Origin of the sequence: Caldanaerobacter sp. (assembly GCF_049701115.1) — a bacterium.
Lineage (GTDB): Bacteria > Bacillota > Thermoanaerobacteria > Thermoanaerobacterales > Thermoanaerobacteraceae > Thermoanaerobacter.
Genome location: NZ_JBNATX010000018.1, coordinates 20,661 through 39,810 on the forward strand (window position 1 = coordinate 20,661; position 19,150 = coordinate 39,810).

Sequence of the window (19,150 nt, forward strand, 5' to 3'; positions counted from 1 at the left end):
CTAAACTATAAACTTTAAATCGACATCACCAAGAGTGATTATGTCGCCACTTTTGATTCTTGCGACCTTCACCCTCTTACCATTTACAAAGGTGCCATTTGTACTATTTAAATCCTCTATATAAAATCTTTTACCTTTTTTCCTAATCAAAGCGTGTTTAGCAGAAACATAAGGGCTTTCTATGACTATGTCACACTCGTCAGACCTTCCGATAGAGGTAACCTCAAAAAGAGAAAAAGTCCCTTCTCCAGTCAAAAAAGAAAGCTTGGCAGAAGTCAGCTGCCTTTCCCTTCTGACCCCTTTTATGTCCATATATATTATCTTAAAAACCCTGTACAAAAAAAGGTAAATCAAAAAAATAAGCACATATTTTAAAATTTGAGACAAAATATAAAACATAAATTCACCTCAATTTCGAGAAAGGACTTTTCTTAAGAACCATCCCGTATATGAATTTTCATTAGCTGCAACCTCTTCCGGAGTTCCTGTAGCTATCACCATTCCTCCTCTGTCTCCACCTTCTGGCCCCAGGTCTATTATATAATCTGCACTTTTAATAACATCCAAATTGTGTTCTATTACTATTACAGTATTACCTGCATCTGTCAATTTGTTTAAAACGTTAAGGAGCTTGTGTATATCAGCAAAGTGAAGGCCCGTCGTAGGCTCATCTAAAATATACAAAGTTCTTCCTGTAGGCCTCTTTGAAAGCTCTGTAGCGAGTTTTACCCTCTGAGCTTCTCCTCCAGATAGCTGAGTAGAAGGTTGCCCAAGCTTTATATACCCAAGTCCTACCTCGTAGAGTGTCATAAGTTTGTTCTTTATTCGAGGGATATTTTCAAAAAATTCCAAAGCTTCCTCAACAGTCATATCTAGGACGTCTGCTATATTCTTTCCTTTGTATTTTACTTCTAAAGTTTCCCTGTTATACCTTTTGCCTTTACAAACCTCACAAGGCACATATACATCTGGCAGAAAATTCATCTCAATTTTTATTATGCCATCGCCACCACAAGCTTCACATCTTCCACCTTTTACGTTAAAACTAAATCTTCCAGGCTTGTAACCCCTCATTCTAGCTTCAGGAGTATTGGCAAATACTTCCCTTATATAGTCAAACACTCCAGTGTAAGTCGCTGGATTTGAACGAGGAGTTCTTCCTATAGGAGACTGGTCAATATTTATCACCTTGTCTATGTGCTCTATACCTTCTATTCTGTCGTGCTTTCCGGGTTTGTCCTTTGCTTTGTAAATTTTCTGTGCCAGGGCTTTATAAAGTATTTCGTTGACAAGAGTACTCTTACCTGAACCTGATACCCCTGTCACACATATAAAAACTCCCAAAGGAAATTCCACATCTATGTTTTTTAAATTATTTTCCTTTGCTCCTCTCACTATAATAGCCTTTCCATTGGGCTTCCTTCTTTTTTCTGGCACTTCTATCTTTATTTTACCACTTAAATACTGTCCAGTAAGCGATCTCTCACATTTCAGTACATCTTCAATGGTGCCTGCTACTACAACTTCTCCGCCATGCTCTCCCGCTCCTGGACCTATGTCTACTATATAGTCTGCGGCATAAATGGTCTCCTCATCATGTTCTACTACTATAACCGTATTGCCTTGGTCTCTTAACCTCTTGAGAGAGTTTATGAGTCTTTGGTTGTCTCTCTGGTGAAGCCCAATGCTTGGCTCATCCAGTATATAGGTAACCCCCACAAGCCCTGAACCTATCTGACTTGCAAGCCTTATCCTCTGAGCTTCTCCGCCGGATAGAGTAGATGCAGGCCTTGAAAGTGTGAGATAGTCAAGTCCTACGTCCACAAGAAAATTAAGCCTTGCTTTTATTTCCTTCAAAATAGGGCGAGCTATCATCTCCTGCTTCTCTGAAAATTTAAGGTTGTCTATAAATTTCAATAACTCTCCTATAGTGAGGTCTGTCATTTCTTTTATAGAAAGGCCCCCAACCGTGACAGCAAGGGCTTCTGGCTTTAACCTTGCACCATTGCAAGCAGGACACGTGACAGGTCTCATATATTTTTCTATTTCTTCCTTTGTAAAATCGGAGGTACTGTTTTCATATCTCCTTTCTAAATTATTGACTATCCCTTCAAAACCGTAAGATTTCCCTTTCGTGTCTTTTCCGTATAGGAGCACACTCTTTAAGTCTTCACTGAATTCCTCATAAGGGGTGTACTCGGTATACCCAAAGTACTCTATTATCCTGAGTATGTTATAATAAGCATAGCTTCCCTGTGAGGCCACAATTCCTGGAAAAACTCCTGTGGCAAGAGACCTTTTAGGGTCCTGTATCAAAAGTTCCGGATCTACCTTCATGAACTCTCCTAATCCCATGCAGACGGGACATGCGCCATAAGGGCTGTTAAAAGAAAACATTCTAGGAGAAAGCTCTTCAATGCTAACATTGCACACAGGGCAAGCATATTTTTCAGACAGAGTAAAACTCTCTCCGTCTATGACATCAATTGTGACAAGGCCATCTGCCAGTTTCAAAGCGGTCTCTATTGAATCTGTAAGCCTCATGTCAATTCCAGGCTTCATTATTATCCTGTCTACCACGACTTCTATTGTGTGCTTTTTGTTTTTGTCAAGTTTTATCTCCTCATTTACATCGTACATTATGCCATCAATCTTCACTCTCACATAACCGCTCTTTTTTATGTCTGCCAAAAGTTTTGAATACTCCCCTTTTCTTCCTCTCACCACGGGAGCCAGGATTTGAATCCTCGTTCCCTCCGGCAGCTCTTTTACCTTGTCTACCATCTGGTCAATCGTCTGCATCGTTATCTCTCGCCCACATATAGGGCAGTGGGGAGTTCCAACTCTGGCATATAAAAGGCGAAGATAATCGTAAATTTCTGTTATGGTGCCCACTGTAGATCGAGGATTTTTAGTAGTAGTTTTTTGGTCTATAGAAATCGCAGGAGACAACCCTTCTATATAATCCACATCAGGCTTATCCATTTGACCCAAAAATTGTCTTGCATAAGCCGAAAGGGACTCCACATACCTCCTTTGTCCCTCTGCATAAATGGTATCAAAAGCCAAAGAAGATTTCCCAGAACCCGACAATCCGGTGATAACAGTGAGCTTATCCCTTGGAATTTCCAAATCTATATTCTTCAGGTTGTGTACCCTTGCTCCCTTTATTACGATTTTGTCTTTTGCCATACTTTTCTTCACCTCAAGCTAACTTCCTCCAGTTGTTTCCTAAGTTCAAATATCATGTCTCTCAATTTTGCAGCTTTTTCAAACTGAAGTTCTATTGCCGCCTGCCTCATCTCTTTTTCAAGCTGTTCTATGGTAGACTTTATCACATCGGGATCGTAAGAATAAGCTGCCTTTTCATACTTTTCCTCCTCTTCAGCCACCTGTGTTGCCTGTATGACATCCCTTACTCCTTTTACTACTGTCTTTGGCACTATGCCGTACTTCGCATTGTACTCCATTTGAATTTTTCTTCTCCTATTTGTCTCATCTATAGCTCTTCTCATAGAATTTGTTATTGTATCAGCATACATTATAACTCTTCCTTCAGCGTTTCTCGCTGCACGGCCTATCGTCTGTATAAGAGAAGTCTCTGACCTCAAGAATCCTTCTTTATCCGCATCCAAAATAGCCACCAGTGCAACCTCCGGAATATCAAGCCCTTCTCTCAAGAGATTTATGCCTATTAAAACGTCAAATTTGCCCAATCTCAGATCCCTTATGATTTCTACCCTCTCAATTGTCTCTATATCTGAATGTAAATATCTCACTCTTATTCCCATTTCTTTTAAGTAGTCTGTCAAATCCTCCGCCATCTTTTTAGTCAAAGTTGTAACTAAAACCCTATACCCTTTTGCAACAGTCTTCCTTATTTCCGCTATTAAATCGTCTACCTGCCCTTTCACAGGTCTCACAATCACCTCCGGGTCTACAAGCCCTGTGGGCCTTATGAGCTGTTCCACCACCTGTTCAGAATGTTCCATCTCATAGGGTCCAGGGGTTGCTGATACGAAGATGACCTGATTTACCCTTTGTTCAAACTCCTCAAAAGTAAGAGGCCTGTTATCATAGGCAGAAGGAAGCCTAAAACCGTATTCCACCAGTGCCTCTTTTCTGGACCTATCGCCGTTATACATCCCCCGCAGCTGAGGAATAGTAACATGAGACTCATCTATGAATATGAGGAAATCCTCAGGAAAGTAATCAAGCAGTGTATAAGGAGGACTCCCTGGAGGCCTCCCAGATATGTGTCGCGAATAATTTTCTATTCCCTTACAGTAGCCCATCTCTTGTAACATCTCAAGGTCGTAATTAGTCCTCTGCCATAATCTCTCTGCTTCTACAATTTTCCCCATTTCTTTTAACTCTTTATATCTCTCTTCAAGCTCTTCCCTTATGCTTTTTATAGCCCTTTCTAGCTTGTCCCTTGATGTGGCATAGTGGGAAGCAGGAAAAATAGCCACATGCTTTCTGTACCCTAAAACTTCTCCTGTTAGCACATCTATTTCCGCTATTCTGTCTATCTCATCACCAAAAAGCTCTATCCTTATAGCTTTATTTGAAAAGGAAGCGGGAAATACTTCTATGACATCGCCTCTTACTCTGAACTTCCCTCTTGTAAAGTTTATATCGTTTCTTTCGTACTGAATTTCCACCAGTTTTCTTATTATCTCATCTCTGTCTTTTACCATCCCGGGCCTTAATGAAAGCATTAAATTTTCGTAATCTATAGGATCACCTAAGCCGTATATACAAGAGACACTGGCAACAATTATAACATCTCTTCTTTCAAAGAGCGCAGCAGTTGCCGAGTGCCTCAACTTGTCAATCTCTTCATTTATGGAAGCATCTTTTTCAATGTAAGTGTCGGTTTCAGGAACATAAGCTTCCGGCTGGTAATAGTCGTAATAGCTCACAAAATACTCTACAGCATTTTCTGGAAAGAATTCTTTAAACTCGCTGTAAAGCTGTGCAGCAAGAGTTTTGTTGTGAGCAATCACCAGGGTAGGCCTATTCAAGCGGGCTATGATGTTTGCCATAGTGAAAGTCTTACCTGAACCTGTAACTCCTAAAAGCGTCTGATATCTATAGCCACACTTTACTCCTTCTACCAGTTTTTCAATCGCCTGAGGCTGGTCACCCGTAGGTTTGAAATCTGAAACCAGCTTAAAGCCTCCCATACCAATACCCTCTTTGCATTTGGTTTATTGTAATATTATAGCACAAAGGACCCCTCAGCACAAATTTTAAAAGTCCTGCGAGGTCCTCACTATCCCATTTTTGAGTTTCGGCACTATATCAAATTTGTCTACTGTCAAGCAAAATTTAATATCTTCAGTATAACCCAGCTCTTCCAATCTCCTCAAATGATGTCCGTATCTCATTATGTCATAAAGGTTGCTTTCATAGGGCTTGTAAAGAAAATAACTGGCTTTTGACAGGTCATCACTCTCAAAATCTATAAGATTTTGGAGTTTTTCGTATATAGCACCGGCAGTTATGATGTCGTCAAAAGAAAATTTTCCTTCAGTTCCAGCACAGACAATCACTGTATCCTTGTTGCTCTTAGATATATATCTTGCAACAGCCGAGACATTCAAAAGACAGCCTAAAATCACTTCTTCAGCAGAAGCAACTTTTTTTAAAGCTCTAGTCCCGTTTGTAGTAGTAAAGATTATGGTCTTCCCCTTAACTTTTTCTGGCACATATTCTAAAGGAGAGTTAGAAAGGTCAAACCCTTCTATCTTCTGAGAATTCCTCTCTCCTGCCAGCAAAAATGTACCTCTGTCAAAGTTTTTTGAAAGTTCTATTGCTTCCTCTACCTCTGAAACAGGTATAACCTCCTTTGCTCCACTAAATAGAGCAGTAGTTATGACACTTGTAGCTCTAAGCGTATCTATGACAACTACATTTTTGTCTTTTAAATCCTTGTCATTAACAGAATTATAAGTTTCGTATGTCTGCAAGAACACTCTACAATCCCCCTTATTCTCCCTTTTTAAAGATATTTTTAAAGAATGTCTTAAGTTTTCTCAAAATAATTCCATCTTCGTTTATATCATAAACAATTCCCACTGTTTTAGGTACTACTAAGATCCCTAAACTATATACTCCTTCTTCGTCTCTGTATTCGTAGTTAGTATAATTCCCCTCCATATCTTTTACAGTAATCCACAGGATTTTAGGCCTTTCTTCTAATACTCTTATTATGTCATCCGGTTCATTCACATAAACCCCATTTACAGTTAAAATAACATCCCCTGGCTTTATACCCATTCGCCTGGCTGGAGAATCCTTAGCGGTAGTAAGAACCATAAGCCCTCTATCAGGAGCAACAAATATAGGAGGTTTGTCCTTTTCCTCTCTCTGCCCTATTATTATTAAAAACTCATGAGCCACAGGAGCAAATATCGCCGCCACGTATTGAAAAATTCTCTCATAAATTCCAATGACTGAAAAAAGTATAAGCATACCGCTGAAGAAAAACAATCGTTTGGAAGAAAGCCTTGTTTTTTCTTCAGGAAGCCTAGTAAGTGCCAAATCTCCATATCCTAAAGCCGCTACAGCAGGAATTATCAAAAAAACTGCTGTAGAAGGGTCTATACCTTCTGGCCTTAACACAGGCCACCACTCCGGCATATGAATTAATTCTCCTGATATATTAGCGGCACTGACTACTGTTAAAGCTGCAAAAGGTATAGGCCAGAATTTCTGCATTGTAAAACCGCCGGCAATTCTTCCATCCTTGAGCTTTATAAAAATTGGAGTAGGAATTCTCCAACCGTCTATGTATATAAGAAGGCTTTCCATGAGGTGGAGAATCCCTACAATAGCCATTAGAGCAGGAACACTTATCTTAGGGGTACCAAATATAAGGCTTACCAGGGATACAATCCCTCCTGAGTAAGAAAAACAAATATATCTCGGGCTTATAAACATAAGAAGTATAGCTAAAGGCCAAACGTATTGAAGCCCTATGTTTTCAATTGTTATCCCTAAAAAAACCATTATTAAGCTGCCTATAGTTGCAGCAATTACTCCATAAAAGACCGAATCAAGTACAAGTTCTTTTATTGGCTCTTGCTCTATCCCCATTATTTCCCTCTCTATGGCTACTTTGTTTCTGTACTGCATTATTACAAGTATTATTACCACCCAAAAAAAAGGAGAAAAAACAGAAAGAGCAATAGTCTCTATTACAATCCAGGTAACCTGTAAAATTGTATTCATCCTCACACCCTACTTTATTTCAGACTTTATAATCTCATAAGCTTTTATAAGCTGAGTATCCCCTTTTAAGTCAGGGGTATCCTTTAAAGTGTAGTCCTTAGGCAATTCAACTACATAATTAGGTTCAATACCCCTTCCCTGTATATCTGTTCCGTTTGGAGTATAGTATCTCGCTACAGTGTATTTAAGTCCTGTCCCATCTCCAAAATTTACAACGGTCTGTACTAGGCCTTTACCAAAAGTAGTGGTACCTACTAGCACTCCAGCCTTTCTATCCTTGATGGCACCTGCTAAAATCTCAGAAGCACTGGCGCTTCCTTTATTAACAAGCACAGCCAGAGGTAATCCCAATCCCGGCCCTTTTGAATAAAACTCTTGACTTTCTGCCCTTCCCTTTGTAGTAACGATAACCCCTTTAGGCAAAAGCATATCCGCTATATTCACACATTCTTCTAAAAGCCCACCTGGATTATCTCTTAAATCAATTATGAGTCCTTTCATACCGTCTTTTTTAAGGCGCTCCAAAGCCTTTTTGAAATCGGAAGAAGTGCTTTGATCAAAAAGAGTTATCTTAATATATCCAATTTTGTCAGGCAGCATGTAGTCAAAAACTGTTTCTAGTTTTATTATTTCTCTTGTTATAGTTTTTGTAAAAGTCTTTCCGTCCCTCATTATAGTTATAGTAACCTGAGTACCCTTCGGACCCCTCATCATAGAAACGGCTTCGTCTAAATTTTTGCCGCTCACTTTCTTGCCATTTACTTCTAATATTATATCGCCAGATTTGATTCCTGCCCTTTCCCCAGGAGTATTCTTTATAGGAGAAACTACTACAATGTGGTCTTCCTGGTCTACAGCTACTATTATACCTATTCCTCCGTAAGTACCTGTTGTCTGCGTCATAAAATCAGCAAACTCTTTCTTGTTCATGTATACTGTATATGGATCCCCAAGAGAACTGGCCATACCTTTTAAAGCGCCTTCTAAAAGGATAGAAGAATTCACCTTGTCTACATATCTATTCTCTAAAATATTAGCTACTTCAAAAAGTTTTTTGTACTGATTGAGCATTTGATACTCCTTCTGGGAAATGAGCACTTTACCACCAGGAAGAGCTATAGAGACGGTGTTTGCTATAAAAAATGTAAGCACATTTGTCACTATAAGAAGAATAGCCAACAACACGTAATATTTCTTTTTTGACATCTTTCCCCCACCTTTTTTAGTCTCCTTTTTATTATACAACATTCTCTCAATAAAAAAAACAGACAGGCTATCTAAGCCAGTCTATGGGATTCACTGGTACACCATTTTTTCTCACTTCAAAATGAAGGTGAGGTCCTGTAGAAAGGCCTGTACTTCCTATCCTTGCTATAACTTGTCCTCTTTTAACACTGTCTCCCTCATGCACTAAAAGAGCCGAACAGTGAGCATAAAGGGTAGAAATCCCATCTCCATGGTCAATTATGACAGCATAACCATAGCCTCCGTAATAGCCTGAAAATATAACCTGTCCATCTGCTGCTGCAACAATATCGGCACCTGTCTGCGCAGCTATATCAATTCCTGTGTGCATTCTGTAAGTTCCCAAAATAGGATGTAATCTCATACCAAAAGGAGAGGTTATCAAGTCACTTGAAGGAACCGGCCATAGGAGTTTTCCGCCACTGTATTTAAGCTTCGACTTCCTTTGAAGCTCTTGAATCACTTTTTCAAGTTGTGCAGATTCCCTCAAAAGTTTGTCTTCCTGTTCTTCATAATATTTTCTCTGTCTTTCAAGGTCTCTCATCAAACTCTCCCGCGAAGCCATGGCCACTTGAATCTCTCTCTGTCTTGCTGCTATCTGATTCTTATAGCTTTGAGCTTCTTTTTGCATGGCTGCCAGCTGTTTTTCTTTTTCTGCTATCAGTTCCCTCTGTTTCTTGTAAGTATCAAAAAGGTTAGCATCGAAGTCCACTATACATTTAACAATATCAAGTCTTGTGATAAAATCCGCAAAGCTTGTGGCGTTTAAAAGTACATCGAGGTATCCCCATTCACCGCTTATGTACATGGCTTTTATTCGTTCTTTCATAGTGTCATACTGCTCTTTTTCTTTCTTTTTGGCTTCTTCAAGATCGTTCCTTGTCTTTTCCAGTTTGGCCGTTATTTCCTGTAACTTTTTCTGAGCATCGGCCAGTTGCTGTGAAGTAATGTTTAACTTCTTATCCAGCTCTTTTAATTGAGTTTCGATGTCATTTTTTTGATTGATTATCTCCTGTTTTTTCTTTTTTGTCTCCACCAGAGTTTTTTGAATTTGATTTAGCTTGTTTTTAGCGTCCTGCAGCTGGTCAGCTTTAGGATAGGAGCTTAAAAGAGCAGTAAAAAGAAAAACAGCAGCAAACACTATCCACTTCAATCTGTACTTCTGCAATGTCACTTCCCCCTTGTAAATTTTATACATTTAAGAACCTTTTTATAGAAAGGCCGCTTCCAACAGCGCCTATTAAAGCTCCTATAACTGCAAAATAAAGAGCCATGTCCTTAATAATCGCAGATAAAGGAAGTAAATCAAAGACTACTAACCGATTGCTTACATAATCCAAAGTATACCCGTACATCAAAGCTAAAACTGCTACAGAAAGCAATGCTCCCAGCAAACCCAGTACCACACCTTCTATTAAAAAAGGCCATCTTATAAACCAATCTGTAGCACCTATATACTTCATTATGTTTATTTCTCTTCTTCGTGCAAAAACTCCTAATTTAATAGTATTTGAAATGATAACAATGGAGATAACAAAGAGAATACTTATTATAGCAAGCCCTGCAATCCTTACCACTCTTATTATGGCGAGAAGTTTTTCTACTACGTCTTGTCCATAACTCACCTGTTCAATGCCCTTTATCCCTTTTATATCATCGGCAACATTTTTTATAAGATTAGCATCTTTAACCTTTATTATATAAGATTGGGGAAGTGGATTGTCTTTTTCAAGACCTTCTAAGAGATAACTTTTTTCTCCTAACTGTTTTTTAAACTTTTCCAAGGCTTGTTCTTTTGATTCGAAGACCACAGAAGAAACACCATCTATGCTTTTTATTTCTTCACCTATCTTATTTATCTCTTCCTCCGTCAGTCCATCTTTTAGAAAAGCCTTAAGCTCCAACTGAGATTCAACCTGATATGCCATGTGATTTACATTTAATATTATCAGCAGAAACATACCAAGTATCACAAGAGCCGCCATCACGGAGGTGATAGAAGCTATTGTCATCAATCTATTTCTTGCTAAATTGCTAAAGCCCTCTCTTATAAAGTACCTGATATTTCTAAAGAGCATAACCGTACACACCCCTTGCTTCATCCCTTACTATGTTTCCTTTTTCTAAAGCTATAACCCTTTTCTTCATGGCATCGACTATATCCTTGGCGTGAGTAGCCATCACCACGGTCGTTCCTCTTTTATTTATCTCTGCCATGAGTTTCACAATCTCCCAAGAAGTATCTGGATCTAAATTGCCTGTGGGTTCATCTGCTATCAAAATAGAAGGGTCGTTAACAATAGCTCTTGCCAGTGCAACCCTTTGTTGCTCTCCGCCAGAAAGCTGTTGAGGATACTGGTCTGCCTTATCGCTTAGACCTACCAATGAAAGGACCATCGGCACTTTTCTCCTTATTTCCTTCGGATGAGCACCTACTACTTCCATCGCAAAAGCTACATTTTCAAAGACGGTCTTATTTGGCAAAAGCCTAAAGTCTTGAAAAACAACACCCATACTTCTTCTCAAATAGGGAATCTCTTTTCTCCTCATTTTAGTTATATCTTTTTTATTAACAATAATCGTTCCAGAAGTAGGTTCTTCTTCTTTTAATAAAAGCTTTATCAAAGTAGATTTCCCTGCACCACTTGGTCCAACTATAAAGACAAATTCTCCGCTTTCAATTTCGAAATTGATATTTGAAAGGGCGATAACTCCTTTCTCATATTTTTTAGAAACGTTTATAAACTTTATCAACTCATTTCACCTCGTGATATCATATAGTCTCGCTAAAGTAATCGCCAATTTAAGAATCAAAGCTTCGTCAAATTTTCGGGCATCAAGCCCGGAAATCTTTAAAACCTTGTCCAGGCGATACACAAGTGTATTTCTATGTATATAAAGGTCCCTTGCAGTCTCACTTAAATTCAAGTTATTTCTAAAAAAAGCGTTCAAAGTCTGCATTAATTCTTCATCTTTTAAAAGCTCTTCTCCTATGTGAGAATTCTTTAAAAATTCTTCTACTTTCTCCTTTTCTATCCCCCATAAGAACTCCGAGTAAATATAATCTTGATAAAGATAAATACCTCTTTCCCTTTCAAGCTTTTTACCAAAAAACAGGGCTTTTTCCGCTTCTTTATAAGCCAAATGGAGATTATCAAAAGAAAAGGAAGATAAAGAAGCAGCTACTTTCACGTTTTTAAGATAGCCTTCTGACTCAATCATGTCTTTTATAGTTCTCATTCGCTGTGGTAAGTCTTCCAATCCCTTATGAGGAAAAATCACCACAAACCTATCTTCACTGATTTTTAATATCTTAGCTTCTTTTTTCTCAAAGATATTTAGCACTATCTTGATAGCATCTTCTATTTCATTTTCCGTTTCAACAATTACCAAATGGTATTTTGCGTTCCGATTTATTCTGTACTTCTCAGCATAATAGGAAATTAAAGTGGGAGGTAACTTATTTTCAAGAAGATTAATTAGATAATCCTCTTGAGAAGCATCTTTAATCATATATTTAAAAAGAAGGCTTAAGGCTAATAAGGTCCTCTTTGCTTCTTCCTCTTTACCTCTTAAAAGGATTACAAAAAATAGTATATTGTTATGAAAAATGTTATAACATGTAAATTCTCCTACGTTATATATATTTCTTTCTTCAATATATTCTACCAGTAGGTCTAAAAATCCTTCTTTTTTTTCAAAAAAATCTTCTTCTCCATATATTAAATTGCCTTCCGCATCAAGTATGTAAAGGGGGCCTCCAAAATACCCTTCAAAATCTTTCCCAATTTTTTCGATTAATTCTTTGTCTATCATTTCACTCACCCGTTCCTATTTCTTAGTATACAACAATTATACACTATTTTCTATAAGAAATAAGAGGCAAAAGTAAATTTATGTGGTATTATGTCAAAAAAATAAAGAGGCCTTATAAGCCTCTTTTACCTTCATGAACTTGCTTTTTTATCCTCAATAACAATCGGCGATTCTTTCACTGTTCTATTCAATATTGTCATTTCGGTTTCTTTATCAAACATGTGAAGTTTGTTTACATCAAAGCCAATCTTGATTACATCGCCGGATTTTGCTCTGGTCCTTGGATCAACTCTTGCCGTCAAAGGAACTCCATTTACATCGAGGTACAAGTAAGTCTCTGAACCCATAAGCTCTGTAACATCGACTTTTGCCTCTACAACAGCTTCCGGATAAGCTTCTAAAAACACCTCTTCGTCGTGTAAATCTTCAGGTCTGATTCCAAGTACTATTTCTTTTCCTATATAGCTTGTATCCTTCAATCTTTTAAGGATTCCTTCAGGAATCAGTATACTATATCCCTTAAAAGTAGCATAAACTTTCCCCTCTCTGTTTTCTAACCTTGCATCTATAAAATTCATTTGAGGACTTCCAATAAACCCAGCAACAAACAGATTGTTGGGATAGTCATAAATAACCTGTGGCTCATCTACCTGTTGTATAACTCCATCTTTCATAACAACTATTCTTGTACCCATCGTCATAGCTTCTGTTTGGTCGTGAGTTACATAAATAAAAGTGGTCTGTAACCTCTCATGTAATTTCTTGAGCTCTGTCCTCATTTGTACTCTCAACTTTGCATCTAAGTTTGAAAGCGGCTCATCCATCAAAAACACTTTTGGATTTCTGACTATTGCGCGACCTAAAGCTACTCTCTGTCTTTGACCGCCAGACAATGCTTTTGGCTTTCTATTGAGAAGCTCTTCAAGTCCTAATATCCTGGCTGCTTCTTTTACTTTTCTATCGATTTCTGCTCTTGGAACTTTTCTAAGCTTTAACCCAAAAGCCATGTTATCATACACTGTCATATGAGGATAAAGAGCATAGTTCTGGAAAACCATAGCAATATCTCTGTCCTTGGGCGGCACGTCATTCACTAATTTCCCGTCAATATAAAGTTCTCCGCTTGTGATTTCTTCAAGACCTGCTATCATCCTCAAAGTAGTAGTCTTTCCGCATCCAGAAGGACCTACCAGAACTATAAATTCTTTGTCAGCAATCTCTAAATTAAAATCTTTAACCGCGGTTACACCGCCTGGATAGACCTTATATACATGTTTGAGCACTACCTCAGCCATTCCTTTTCCCCCTATTCGAAAACGTTTGGTTTTATTATAATACTGTTTTCCTCTGTTTTCTATAGGCAGTAGGCATGATAATTTAGTTAAATTTTTGTACAATATACATACATAAAAATCAATATTTTTGAAATTTATCTAAAAACTTGAACCAAAGGTAAACCAAAACTCCATCTACTGCCATCAAAACCCAGAACATTTTATCTCTCATTTTCTTTCCTCCTCATCCAGGGAGATAACTGCAATAGGTTTATAAGTTGGCCAATAGCGAGAAGAGCTCCTAAGTCCACGACAAGACTATAAATGTAATTCCAATTTGTATACTTTAAAGCTCCTACCCTGTGAAGAGAATACTCCATTATAAAAAACATAAAGGTCAGCATGAAAAGATTGACAAGCTGCAAAATTTTTCTTTTTGGATAAGTTTGTGCATATAGTACGCCTATGCAAAAAGGCGCCCCAAAAGTAAAGAAGAAACTTGACTTCAAAATCGTCACAACGGGGTCAGAAAATGAGTACAAATTCAATGAAGTAGCTATTTCATCTACTGTAAGCTGAAAAATAACCGCTATCACTCCTCCCCACACGGTATACTTAATATGTCTTAAATCCACTATAGCCCAAAAAATAATCCATGAAATCACAAAGGTAGCTATCCAGTACAATTTTCTCACCTCTTTAAATTTATTTTGCCCTTTTTTTGAAAATATCTTGACAGCAATTTTCATAAATGATATGATATTTAAAAAATCGAATAAAAATACCTCATCTTCTTTGAAGGTGAGGTAGAGGCGCGGGTCATCAAGAGTAGCATGCCAGAGGTGTTAAGGGCCGATGAAGGTATGTGAAAGGGGTGCCCGCCGAAGCGCGTAAACTTCCTTAAGGTTTACGCAGCTGGGCCTATGCCGAACAGGCATAGGACTGTCACTGAAGGCTCCCCAGGTCTTCAGTGGAGAGCTATCTCGCTACGGGGGAAGGAGGTATTGCCTATGTCTGTGACTCAAATAGACAGCTAAGGTAATACTTGGCTGTATTTTATTTTGTCTTGTAATTTTATAATTTAAATTATTAAAGTAAATGAGGTTGAGAATATGCTACAAGGAACAATGAGGATAAATTCAAAAGGACATCTCGAAATAGGCGGATGTGACACGGTTGCCTTAGCTAAAAAGTTTGGAACTCCGCTTTACGTAATAGACGAGGAACTCTTAAGGCAAAATTGCAGAGCTTTTTACAATAGCTTTAAAAGAGATTATCCAGGAAACGAAGTGATCTACGCCAGCAAAGCTTTCATGACAATGGCTATATGTAAGATAATTGAAGAAGAAAATTTGGGCCTTGATGTAGTATCAGGTGGAGAACTTTATACAGCACTAAAAGCAGGATTTCCTCCAGAGAAAATCTATTTTCACGGCAACAATAAGTCCAAAGAAGAACTTCAAATGGCTTTAGAAAACAATATAGGAAGGATAATAGTAGATAACTGGCACGAACTTAATCTTCTAAATGACCTTGCAGGCAAAATGAACAGAGTTCCTAATATCTATATAAGAGTATCCCCTGGAATAGAAGCTCATACTCATCAGTATGTAAAAACCGGGCAAATAGATTCAAAATTTGGATTTCCTCTTTTTAACGGGGATGCAATGAGGGCTATTGAATATGCTCTTTCTTTAAGAAACGTGAATTTAGTAGGGGTCCATTCGCATATAGGCTCCCAAATTTTTGATTCTTCTTCTTATAAAGCCGAAGTAGAAATAATGATGAATTTTATAAAACTCATCAAGGAGTTTCTTGGCTGGGAAGTAGAAGAACTAGATTTGGGTGGGGGATTTGGAATAGCCTACACAGAAGAAGACGATCCTCAACCCATTGAAAAAATAGCCCGCGAAATGATGCAAGCTGTGAAAGAATACTCCGTTTCATTGAATGTAAAAATGCCTAAAATAATCGTAGAACCAGGCAGATCCATAATTGGCAATGCCGGGACAACTCTTTATACCGTTGGAGCAATAAAGGAAATACCAGGCGTAAGAAAATATGTGGCAGTGGATGGAGGAATGTCTGATAATATACGTACTGCTTTATACGGAGCAAAATACGAAGCTATCGTAGCAAACAAAGCAATGCTTCCAAGGGTAGAGAAAGTATCTATCGCTGGAAAATTGTGTGAATCTGGCGACATGCTCATATGGGACATTCTTCTTCCCGAAATCGAAGAAGGAGACATACTAGCAGTCCTTTCAACAGGAGCCTACAACTATTCCATGGCTAGCAATTATAACAGGCTGCCAAGACCTGCAGCAGTATTAGTTTCTAACGGACAGGCTGATGTAATAGTAGAAAGAGAGACTTATGAAGACTTAATAAAAAAAGACGTTATACCCGAAAGGTTATCAGGTACAAAAAGAAAAATAGTAAATTACTAAAAAGAGAGGGGTTCCCCTCTCTTTTTAAGCCTCTGTTTGTGTCTCGCCTTCCTCTTCTTCAATAGTTTCTTTTGGAACAAGTATGGATACTACAACCTCTTCTGGATCATCTAGCACCTTTACACCCTCAGGAACAGGAATATCTTTTACAAAAAGCGTATCTCCTATCTCCAAGTGGCTCAAATCCACTACAATTTCCTGAGGTATTTTGTCCGGCAAGCTCTCTACTGTCAACTCCCAGAGCTGATGCTGTACAATCCCGCCCTTGCTTTCAATGAGGCCAATTCCCTCAAATTTCAAAGGCACAGTAGCCTCAATCTCCTCGTACATAGACACCCTCTGAAAATCTACATGTATTATTTTACCTTTCAAAGTATCTTCTTGAATTTCTTTTATAAGAGCCGTGTGTGTAGTCCCGTTCACTACCACATTGAGCAATACATTTCTCCCATATTTCTGTAAAAGTTTCTGTAGTTTAGTATACTCAACAGCCAGAGGAATATTCTCTGTCATGTCCTTCCCGTACATAATAGCAGGAACATACCCTTGATTTTTCAATCGGCGAGCAGCACTTTTACCTGTTTCCCTTTTTATAGCCTCAAGTGTAATTGCCTGCATCTTCTCCCTCCTCTTTATTTAGTTTTCAAATACTATTTTACCATCATGTATAAATAATATCAAATCTGTTTGACAGTTTCACTTTTTCATAGTAAACTTTAATTTGGAAAGCGTGCGCCTGTAGCTCAGTGGATAGAGCGTTCGGCTCCGGACCGAGAGGTCGCAGGTTCGATTCCTGCCAGGCGCACCAGAATAATATTCAAAGCATCATACAAATTTAAATTTTAAATCCATTTACAAATTTCATCAATGCATCTGCAATACCATTTAAATCCTGAGTTATCTTTGATATCTGTTCTATCACATGTTTTTGCTCTTCTGTAGTAGAAGATACCTCCTGGGTTGATGCTGCTGTTTCTTCAGTTACTGCTGCAATGTTTTGTATAGCCTCTAGCATTTCGGACCTTCTCTGGGAAATCTTTTCCATAGAATTATTAAGTCTAAAAAGTTCTCCTGCAATTTTTTCTACTGCTTGTTGAATACCATAAAAGGTATTGACTGTTTTTGATAAGGCAACTTCTTGTTCTGCTATGGCTTTACTTGCTTCCTCAACAATCTCATGAGTATCCTCTATGTTTTGTTGAATATCTTTTATAATAGATTCTATATTTTTAGCTGCTTCTGAAGATTGATTTGCTAATTTTCTTACTTCGTCAGCTACCACAGCAAATCCTTTTCCCACCTCTCCTGCTCGAGCAGCTTCAATTGCAGCATTCAAAGACAGGAGATTGGTCTGATTTGCTATATCTCTTATCGTCTCCACAATTTTACCTATCTCAAAGGATTTCTTTTTAAGATAAAAAGTTGAATCCTCTATTCTCCGATGCATTTTCCCTGCAATTTCCGTCCTTTCATTCAATTCTTCTATGTTCTCTAAACCTACCTTTGCTGCTGTTGTGACTGTTTCAGTTTCTTTTTCAATATTTTTCGAATTTTTCATGGCTATATCTAGGTCTTGACTTAAGAGGTTCGTAATTGTCGCCGCTTTCTCAGCGTCTTTAGCCTGTTCCTGAGCACCTCTTGCTATTTCCTCCATGGCATTGACAATTTCATTTGCAACTCTCTCAGCTTCACTTGAAGCCAAGGATACCCGCTTAGAGTGCTCATGTAAAACATTAGCCGCACTTATCACATTTGACGCTAAGTCCTTTATCCCATCTATCATTAAATTAAAACTTAAAGCCAATTTCCCTAGTTCATCATTTGAGTTAATCGAAACTTTTTCTCTCATATCACCACTTGCAGCCTTATTCATGGCTATCATTATTGTCGCCATTTTTGAAGTAAGGCTTTTTGAGAAAAAGTAAGCTATCAATACACCTATAAAAAGACTTATTATACTAAAAATTATCGTGTTGTTTTTTATAAGGGAAGTTTTATCTGACAATTCTGAAGCTTCTATGGTTATAGCTGCCTTCCATCCAAAATTGCTTAAGGTCTCAACAAATGCAATCTTTTTTATACCTCCTTCCGTATATTGGAAGCTACCCTCTGTGGTAAGAATTTTTTTGCCGTAATCGTATTTATTTATGTTAGAAAAAAGACTTTTTCTATTTTTATCGGCGATTACAATCCCGTCGTTTGAAATTAAGTACACATTTCCTGTTTGTCCCACCTTAATAGAAGAAATCATCCTTGACAAAGAATCCAGATTTATATCAAAAGCCAAAACCCCCGCTAAATCCGATGCAGCAGAAGTCGGTGAAGTTCTAACCGCTTTTGAAACTGTAATAACTCCCCCATTTGTTCCAGTATTGTTATAAGGACCAGTCCAGATTATTTCATCGGGGTTCTCAATGGCTTTTTTATACCATTCTTCTGCAGTAGGGTCATAATTTGGGTCAAGAGGAAGGTCCGGAGATTGTATCATCTTTTTATCAGGCGTTACAAAATAGATAAGAGATATTTTCGAATTTTTCGTCTTTAAAACCGTACTAAACAAGTCCTGTAGTTCTTTTTTATTCACCTCAAAATTTCCCTGTCCAAAATCCGAAAGCTGTTTATTAGCTGCCAGAATAGTAAGCTGGGTTTCAATATCATTCTTAAAAAGTTCAACATAATTATTTATCAAGCCAAGGGTATCTTTATTTGAAAGACTTATATTGTTTTGCAATATTTCTATTGCTTTATGGGTAGACATATATCCTGTAAAAGCAAGAGGAACAAGGATTATAAATGCTATAAATCCCATTAATTTTATAAATATCCCTGCGCTGAATAACCCTTTTTCTTTCTTTTTCTTTTTCTTTTGTGTTTTCTCAATTTCTTTCATATGTATACCTCCCTAAACTGTGCAATCGGTTGTATAGAATATATTATAACTCTTCAGGACAAATTTTTCAATTTTTTAAATTAAAAAGAAACTGAAAAATATTTATAACTCTCCCATAAGGGGAAATTCTATTTTTTCTTGAAAAATAAAATTTAAGCTCCCATTGAAAAATAGGAGCTTACAGACTGTTGACAAAATAAAGAAGTGGCATTTTGTGTGTAAATGCGACTTGTTGT

Annotated in this window: 15 protein-coding genes, 1 tRNA gene and 1 riboswitch; of the genes, 2 read left to right on the forward strand and 14 right to left on the reverse strand. The window is 37.8% G+C overall.

Annotated elements, in window-relative coordinates; all coding sequences use genetic code 11:
* The 12 genes from ACPLVE_RS06685 to ACPLVE_RS06740 all read right to left on the reverse strand — a co-directional run bounded on the left by ACPLVE_RS06685 (nt 1) and on the right by ACPLVE_RS06740 (nt 14,260).
* Nucleotides 1-399, reverse strand: a complete 399-nt coding sequence (locus ACPLVE_RS06685; protein WP_424610793.1) for an FHA domain-containing protein — start codon at nt 397-399, stop codon at nt 1-3.
* Nucleotides 400-408: 9 nt separating this feature from the next.
* Nucleotides 409-3,192 carry an excinuclease ABC subunit UvrA gene (uvrA, locus tag ACPLVE_RS06690; protein WP_424610794.1) on the reverse strand — a complete coding sequence of 928 codons (2,784 nt, stop codon included), beginning with the start codon at nt 3,190-3,192 and terminating at the stop codon, nt 409-411.
* An 8-nt stretch (nt 3,193-3,200) separates the two neighbouring features.
* Nucleotides 3,201-5,189, reverse strand: coding sequence for an excinuclease ABC subunit UvrB (gene uvrB, locus ACPLVE_RS06695; protein WP_424610795.1), 1,989 nt, complete (start codon nt 5,187-5,189; stop codon nt 3,201-3,203).
* Between the two features lie 66 nt (nt 5,190-5,255).
* Complete coding sequence (locus tag ACPLVE_RS06700; protein WP_424610796.1) at nt 5,256-5,981, reverse strand: 2-phosphosulfolactate phosphatase family protein; 726 nt, start codon at nt 5,979-5,981, stop codon at nt 5,256-5,258.
* Between the two features lie 13 nt (nt 5,982-5,994).
* Nucleotides 5,995-7,239, reverse strand: coding sequence for a PDZ domain-containing protein (locus ACPLVE_RS06705; protein ID WP_424610797.1), 1,245 nt, complete (start codon nt 7,237-7,239; stop codon nt 5,995-5,997).
* A 9-nt stretch (nt 7,240-7,248) separates the two neighbouring features.
* Complete coding sequence (locus tag ACPLVE_RS06710) at nt 7,249-8,445, reverse strand: S41 family peptidase (protein WP_424610798.1); 1,197 nt, start codon at nt 8,443-8,445, stop codon at nt 7,249-7,251.
* A 67-nt stretch (nt 8,446-8,512) separates the two neighbouring features.
* Nucleotides 8,513-9,652, reverse strand: a complete 1,140-nt coding sequence (locus tag ACPLVE_RS06715; RefSeq protein WP_424610799.1) for a murein hydrolase activator EnvC family protein — start codon at nt 9,650-9,652, stop codon at nt 8,513-8,515.
* A gap of 22 nt (nt 9,653-9,674) precedes the next feature.
* Entirely contained in the window at nt 9,675-10,562 is an 888-nt protein-coding gene (ftsX, locus tag ACPLVE_RS06720) for a permease-like cell division protein FtsX (RefSeq protein ID WP_424610800.1), read from the reverse strand.
* On the reverse strand, nt 10,552-11,238 hold the full coding sequence (gene ftsE, locus ACPLVE_RS06725; RefSeq protein WP_424610801.1) for a cell division ATP-binding protein FtsE: 687 nt from the start codon (nt 11,236-11,238) through the stop codon (nt 10,552-10,554). The genes ftsX and ftsE overlap by 11 nt, the downstream gene beginning before the upstream one ends.
* Nucleotides 11,239-11,244: 6 nt before the next feature.
* On the reverse strand, nt 11,245-12,300 hold the full coding sequence (locus tag ACPLVE_RS06730; protein ID WP_424610802.1) for a PucR family transcriptional regulator: 1,056 nt from the start codon (nt 12,298-12,300) through the stop codon (nt 11,245-11,247).
* A gap of 131 nt (nt 12,301-12,431) precedes the next feature.
* On the reverse strand, nt 12,432-13,595 hold the full coding sequence (locus ACPLVE_RS06735; protein ID WP_424610803.1) for an ABC transporter ATP-binding protein: 1,164 nt from the start codon (nt 13,593-13,595) through the stop codon (nt 12,432-12,434).
* A gap of 200 nt (nt 13,596-13,795) precedes the next feature.
* Nucleotides 13,796-14,260: a CBO0543 family protein gene (locus tag ACPLVE_RS06740; protein ID WP_424610807.1), complete on the reverse strand. Its 465-nt coding sequence runs from the start codon at nt 14,258-14,260 to the stop codon at nt 13,796-13,798.
* Nucleotides 14,261-14,373: 113 nt separating this feature from the next.
* A riboswitch (Lysine riboswitch) is annotated at nt 14,374-14,563 on the forward strand.
* Nucleotides 14,564-14,686: 123 nt separating this feature from the next.
* Between ACPLVE_RS06740 and lysA the strand changes: the two genes are divergently transcribed.
* The gene (lysA, locus tag ACPLVE_RS06745) at nt 14,687-16,024 is read left to right on the forward strand and encodes a diaminopimelate decarboxylase (RefSeq protein WP_424610804.1); all 1,338 of its coding nucleotides are present in this window, start codon (nt 14,687-14,689) and stop codon (nt 16,022-16,024) included.
* Nucleotides 16,025-16,048: 24 nt separating this feature from the next.
* Here the strand turns inward: lysA and ACPLVE_RS06750 are convergent, their stop codons facing one another.
* The gene (locus tag ACPLVE_RS06750) at nt 16,049-16,642 is read right to left on the reverse strand and encodes a 50S ribosomal protein L25/general stress protein Ctc (protein WP_424610805.1); all 594 of its coding nucleotides are present in this window, start codon (nt 16,640-16,642) and stop codon (nt 16,049-16,051) included.
* Nucleotides 16,643-16,756: 114 nt separating this feature from the next.
* On the opposite strand from ACPLVE_RS06750, the gene ACPLVE_RS06755 reads away from it, so the two are divergent.
* Nucleotides 16,757-16,832, forward strand: a tRNA-Arg gene (locus ACPLVE_RS06755).
* 27 nt (nt 16,833-16,859) lie between these two features.
* Here the strand turns inward: ACPLVE_RS06755 and ACPLVE_RS06760 are convergent.
* Nucleotides 16,860-18,914 carry a methyl-accepting chemotaxis protein gene (locus ACPLVE_RS06760; RefSeq protein ID WP_424610806.1) on the reverse strand — a complete coding sequence of 685 codons (2,055 nt, stop codon included), beginning with the start codon at nt 18,912-18,914 and terminating at the stop codon, nt 16,860-16,862.
* Between the last annotated feature and the right edge of the window lie 236 nt (nt 18,915-19,150).

Excerpts from the sequence above, each read along its gene's own strand:
- uvrA (WP_424610794.1), bottom strand. The coding sequence starts at position 3,192 with ATGGCAAAAGACAAAATCGTAATAAAGGGAGCAAGGGTACACAACCTG.
- ACPLVE_RS06750 (WP_424610805.1), bottom strand. The coding sequence starts at position 16,642 with ATGCAGGCAATTACACTTGAGGCTATAAAAAGGGAAACAGGTAAAAGT.
- lysA (WP_424610804.1), top strand. The coding sequence starts at position 14,687 with ATGCTACAAGGAACAATGAGGATAAATTCAAAAGGACATCTCGAAATA.
- ACPLVE_RS06730 (WP_424610802.1), bottom strand. The coding sequence starts at position 12,300 with ATGATAGACAAAGAATTAATCGAAAAAATTGGGAAAGATTTTGAAGGG.
- ftsX (WP_424610800.1), bottom strand. The coding sequence starts at position 10,562 with ATGCTCTTTAGAAATATCAGGTACTTTATAAGAGAGGGCTTTAGCAAT.
- ACPLVE_RS06705 (WP_424610797.1), bottom strand. The coding sequence starts at position 7,239 with ATGAATACAATTTTACAGGTTACCTGGATTGTAATAGAGACTATTGCT.
- ACPLVE_RS06710 (WP_424610798.1), bottom strand. The coding sequence starts at position 8,445 with ATGTCAAAAAAGAAATATTACGTGTTGTTGGCTATTCTTCTTATAGTG.
- ACPLVE_RS06735 (WP_424610803.1), bottom strand. The coding sequence starts at position 13,595 with ATGGCTGAGGTAGTGCTCAAACATGTATATAAGGTCTATCCAGGCGGT.
- ACPLVE_RS06760 (WP_424610806.1), bottom strand. The coding sequence starts at position 18,914 with ATGAAAGAAATTGAGAAAACACAAAAGAAAAAGAAAAAGAAAGAAAAA.
- uvrB (WP_424610795.1), bottom strand. The coding sequence starts at position 5,189 with ATGGGAGGCTTTAAGCTGGTTTCAGATTTCAAACCTACGGGTGACCAG.
- ACPLVE_RS06685 (WP_424610793.1), bottom strand. The coding sequence starts at position 399 with ATGTTTTATATTTTGTCTCAAATTTTAAAATATGTGCTTATTTTTTTG.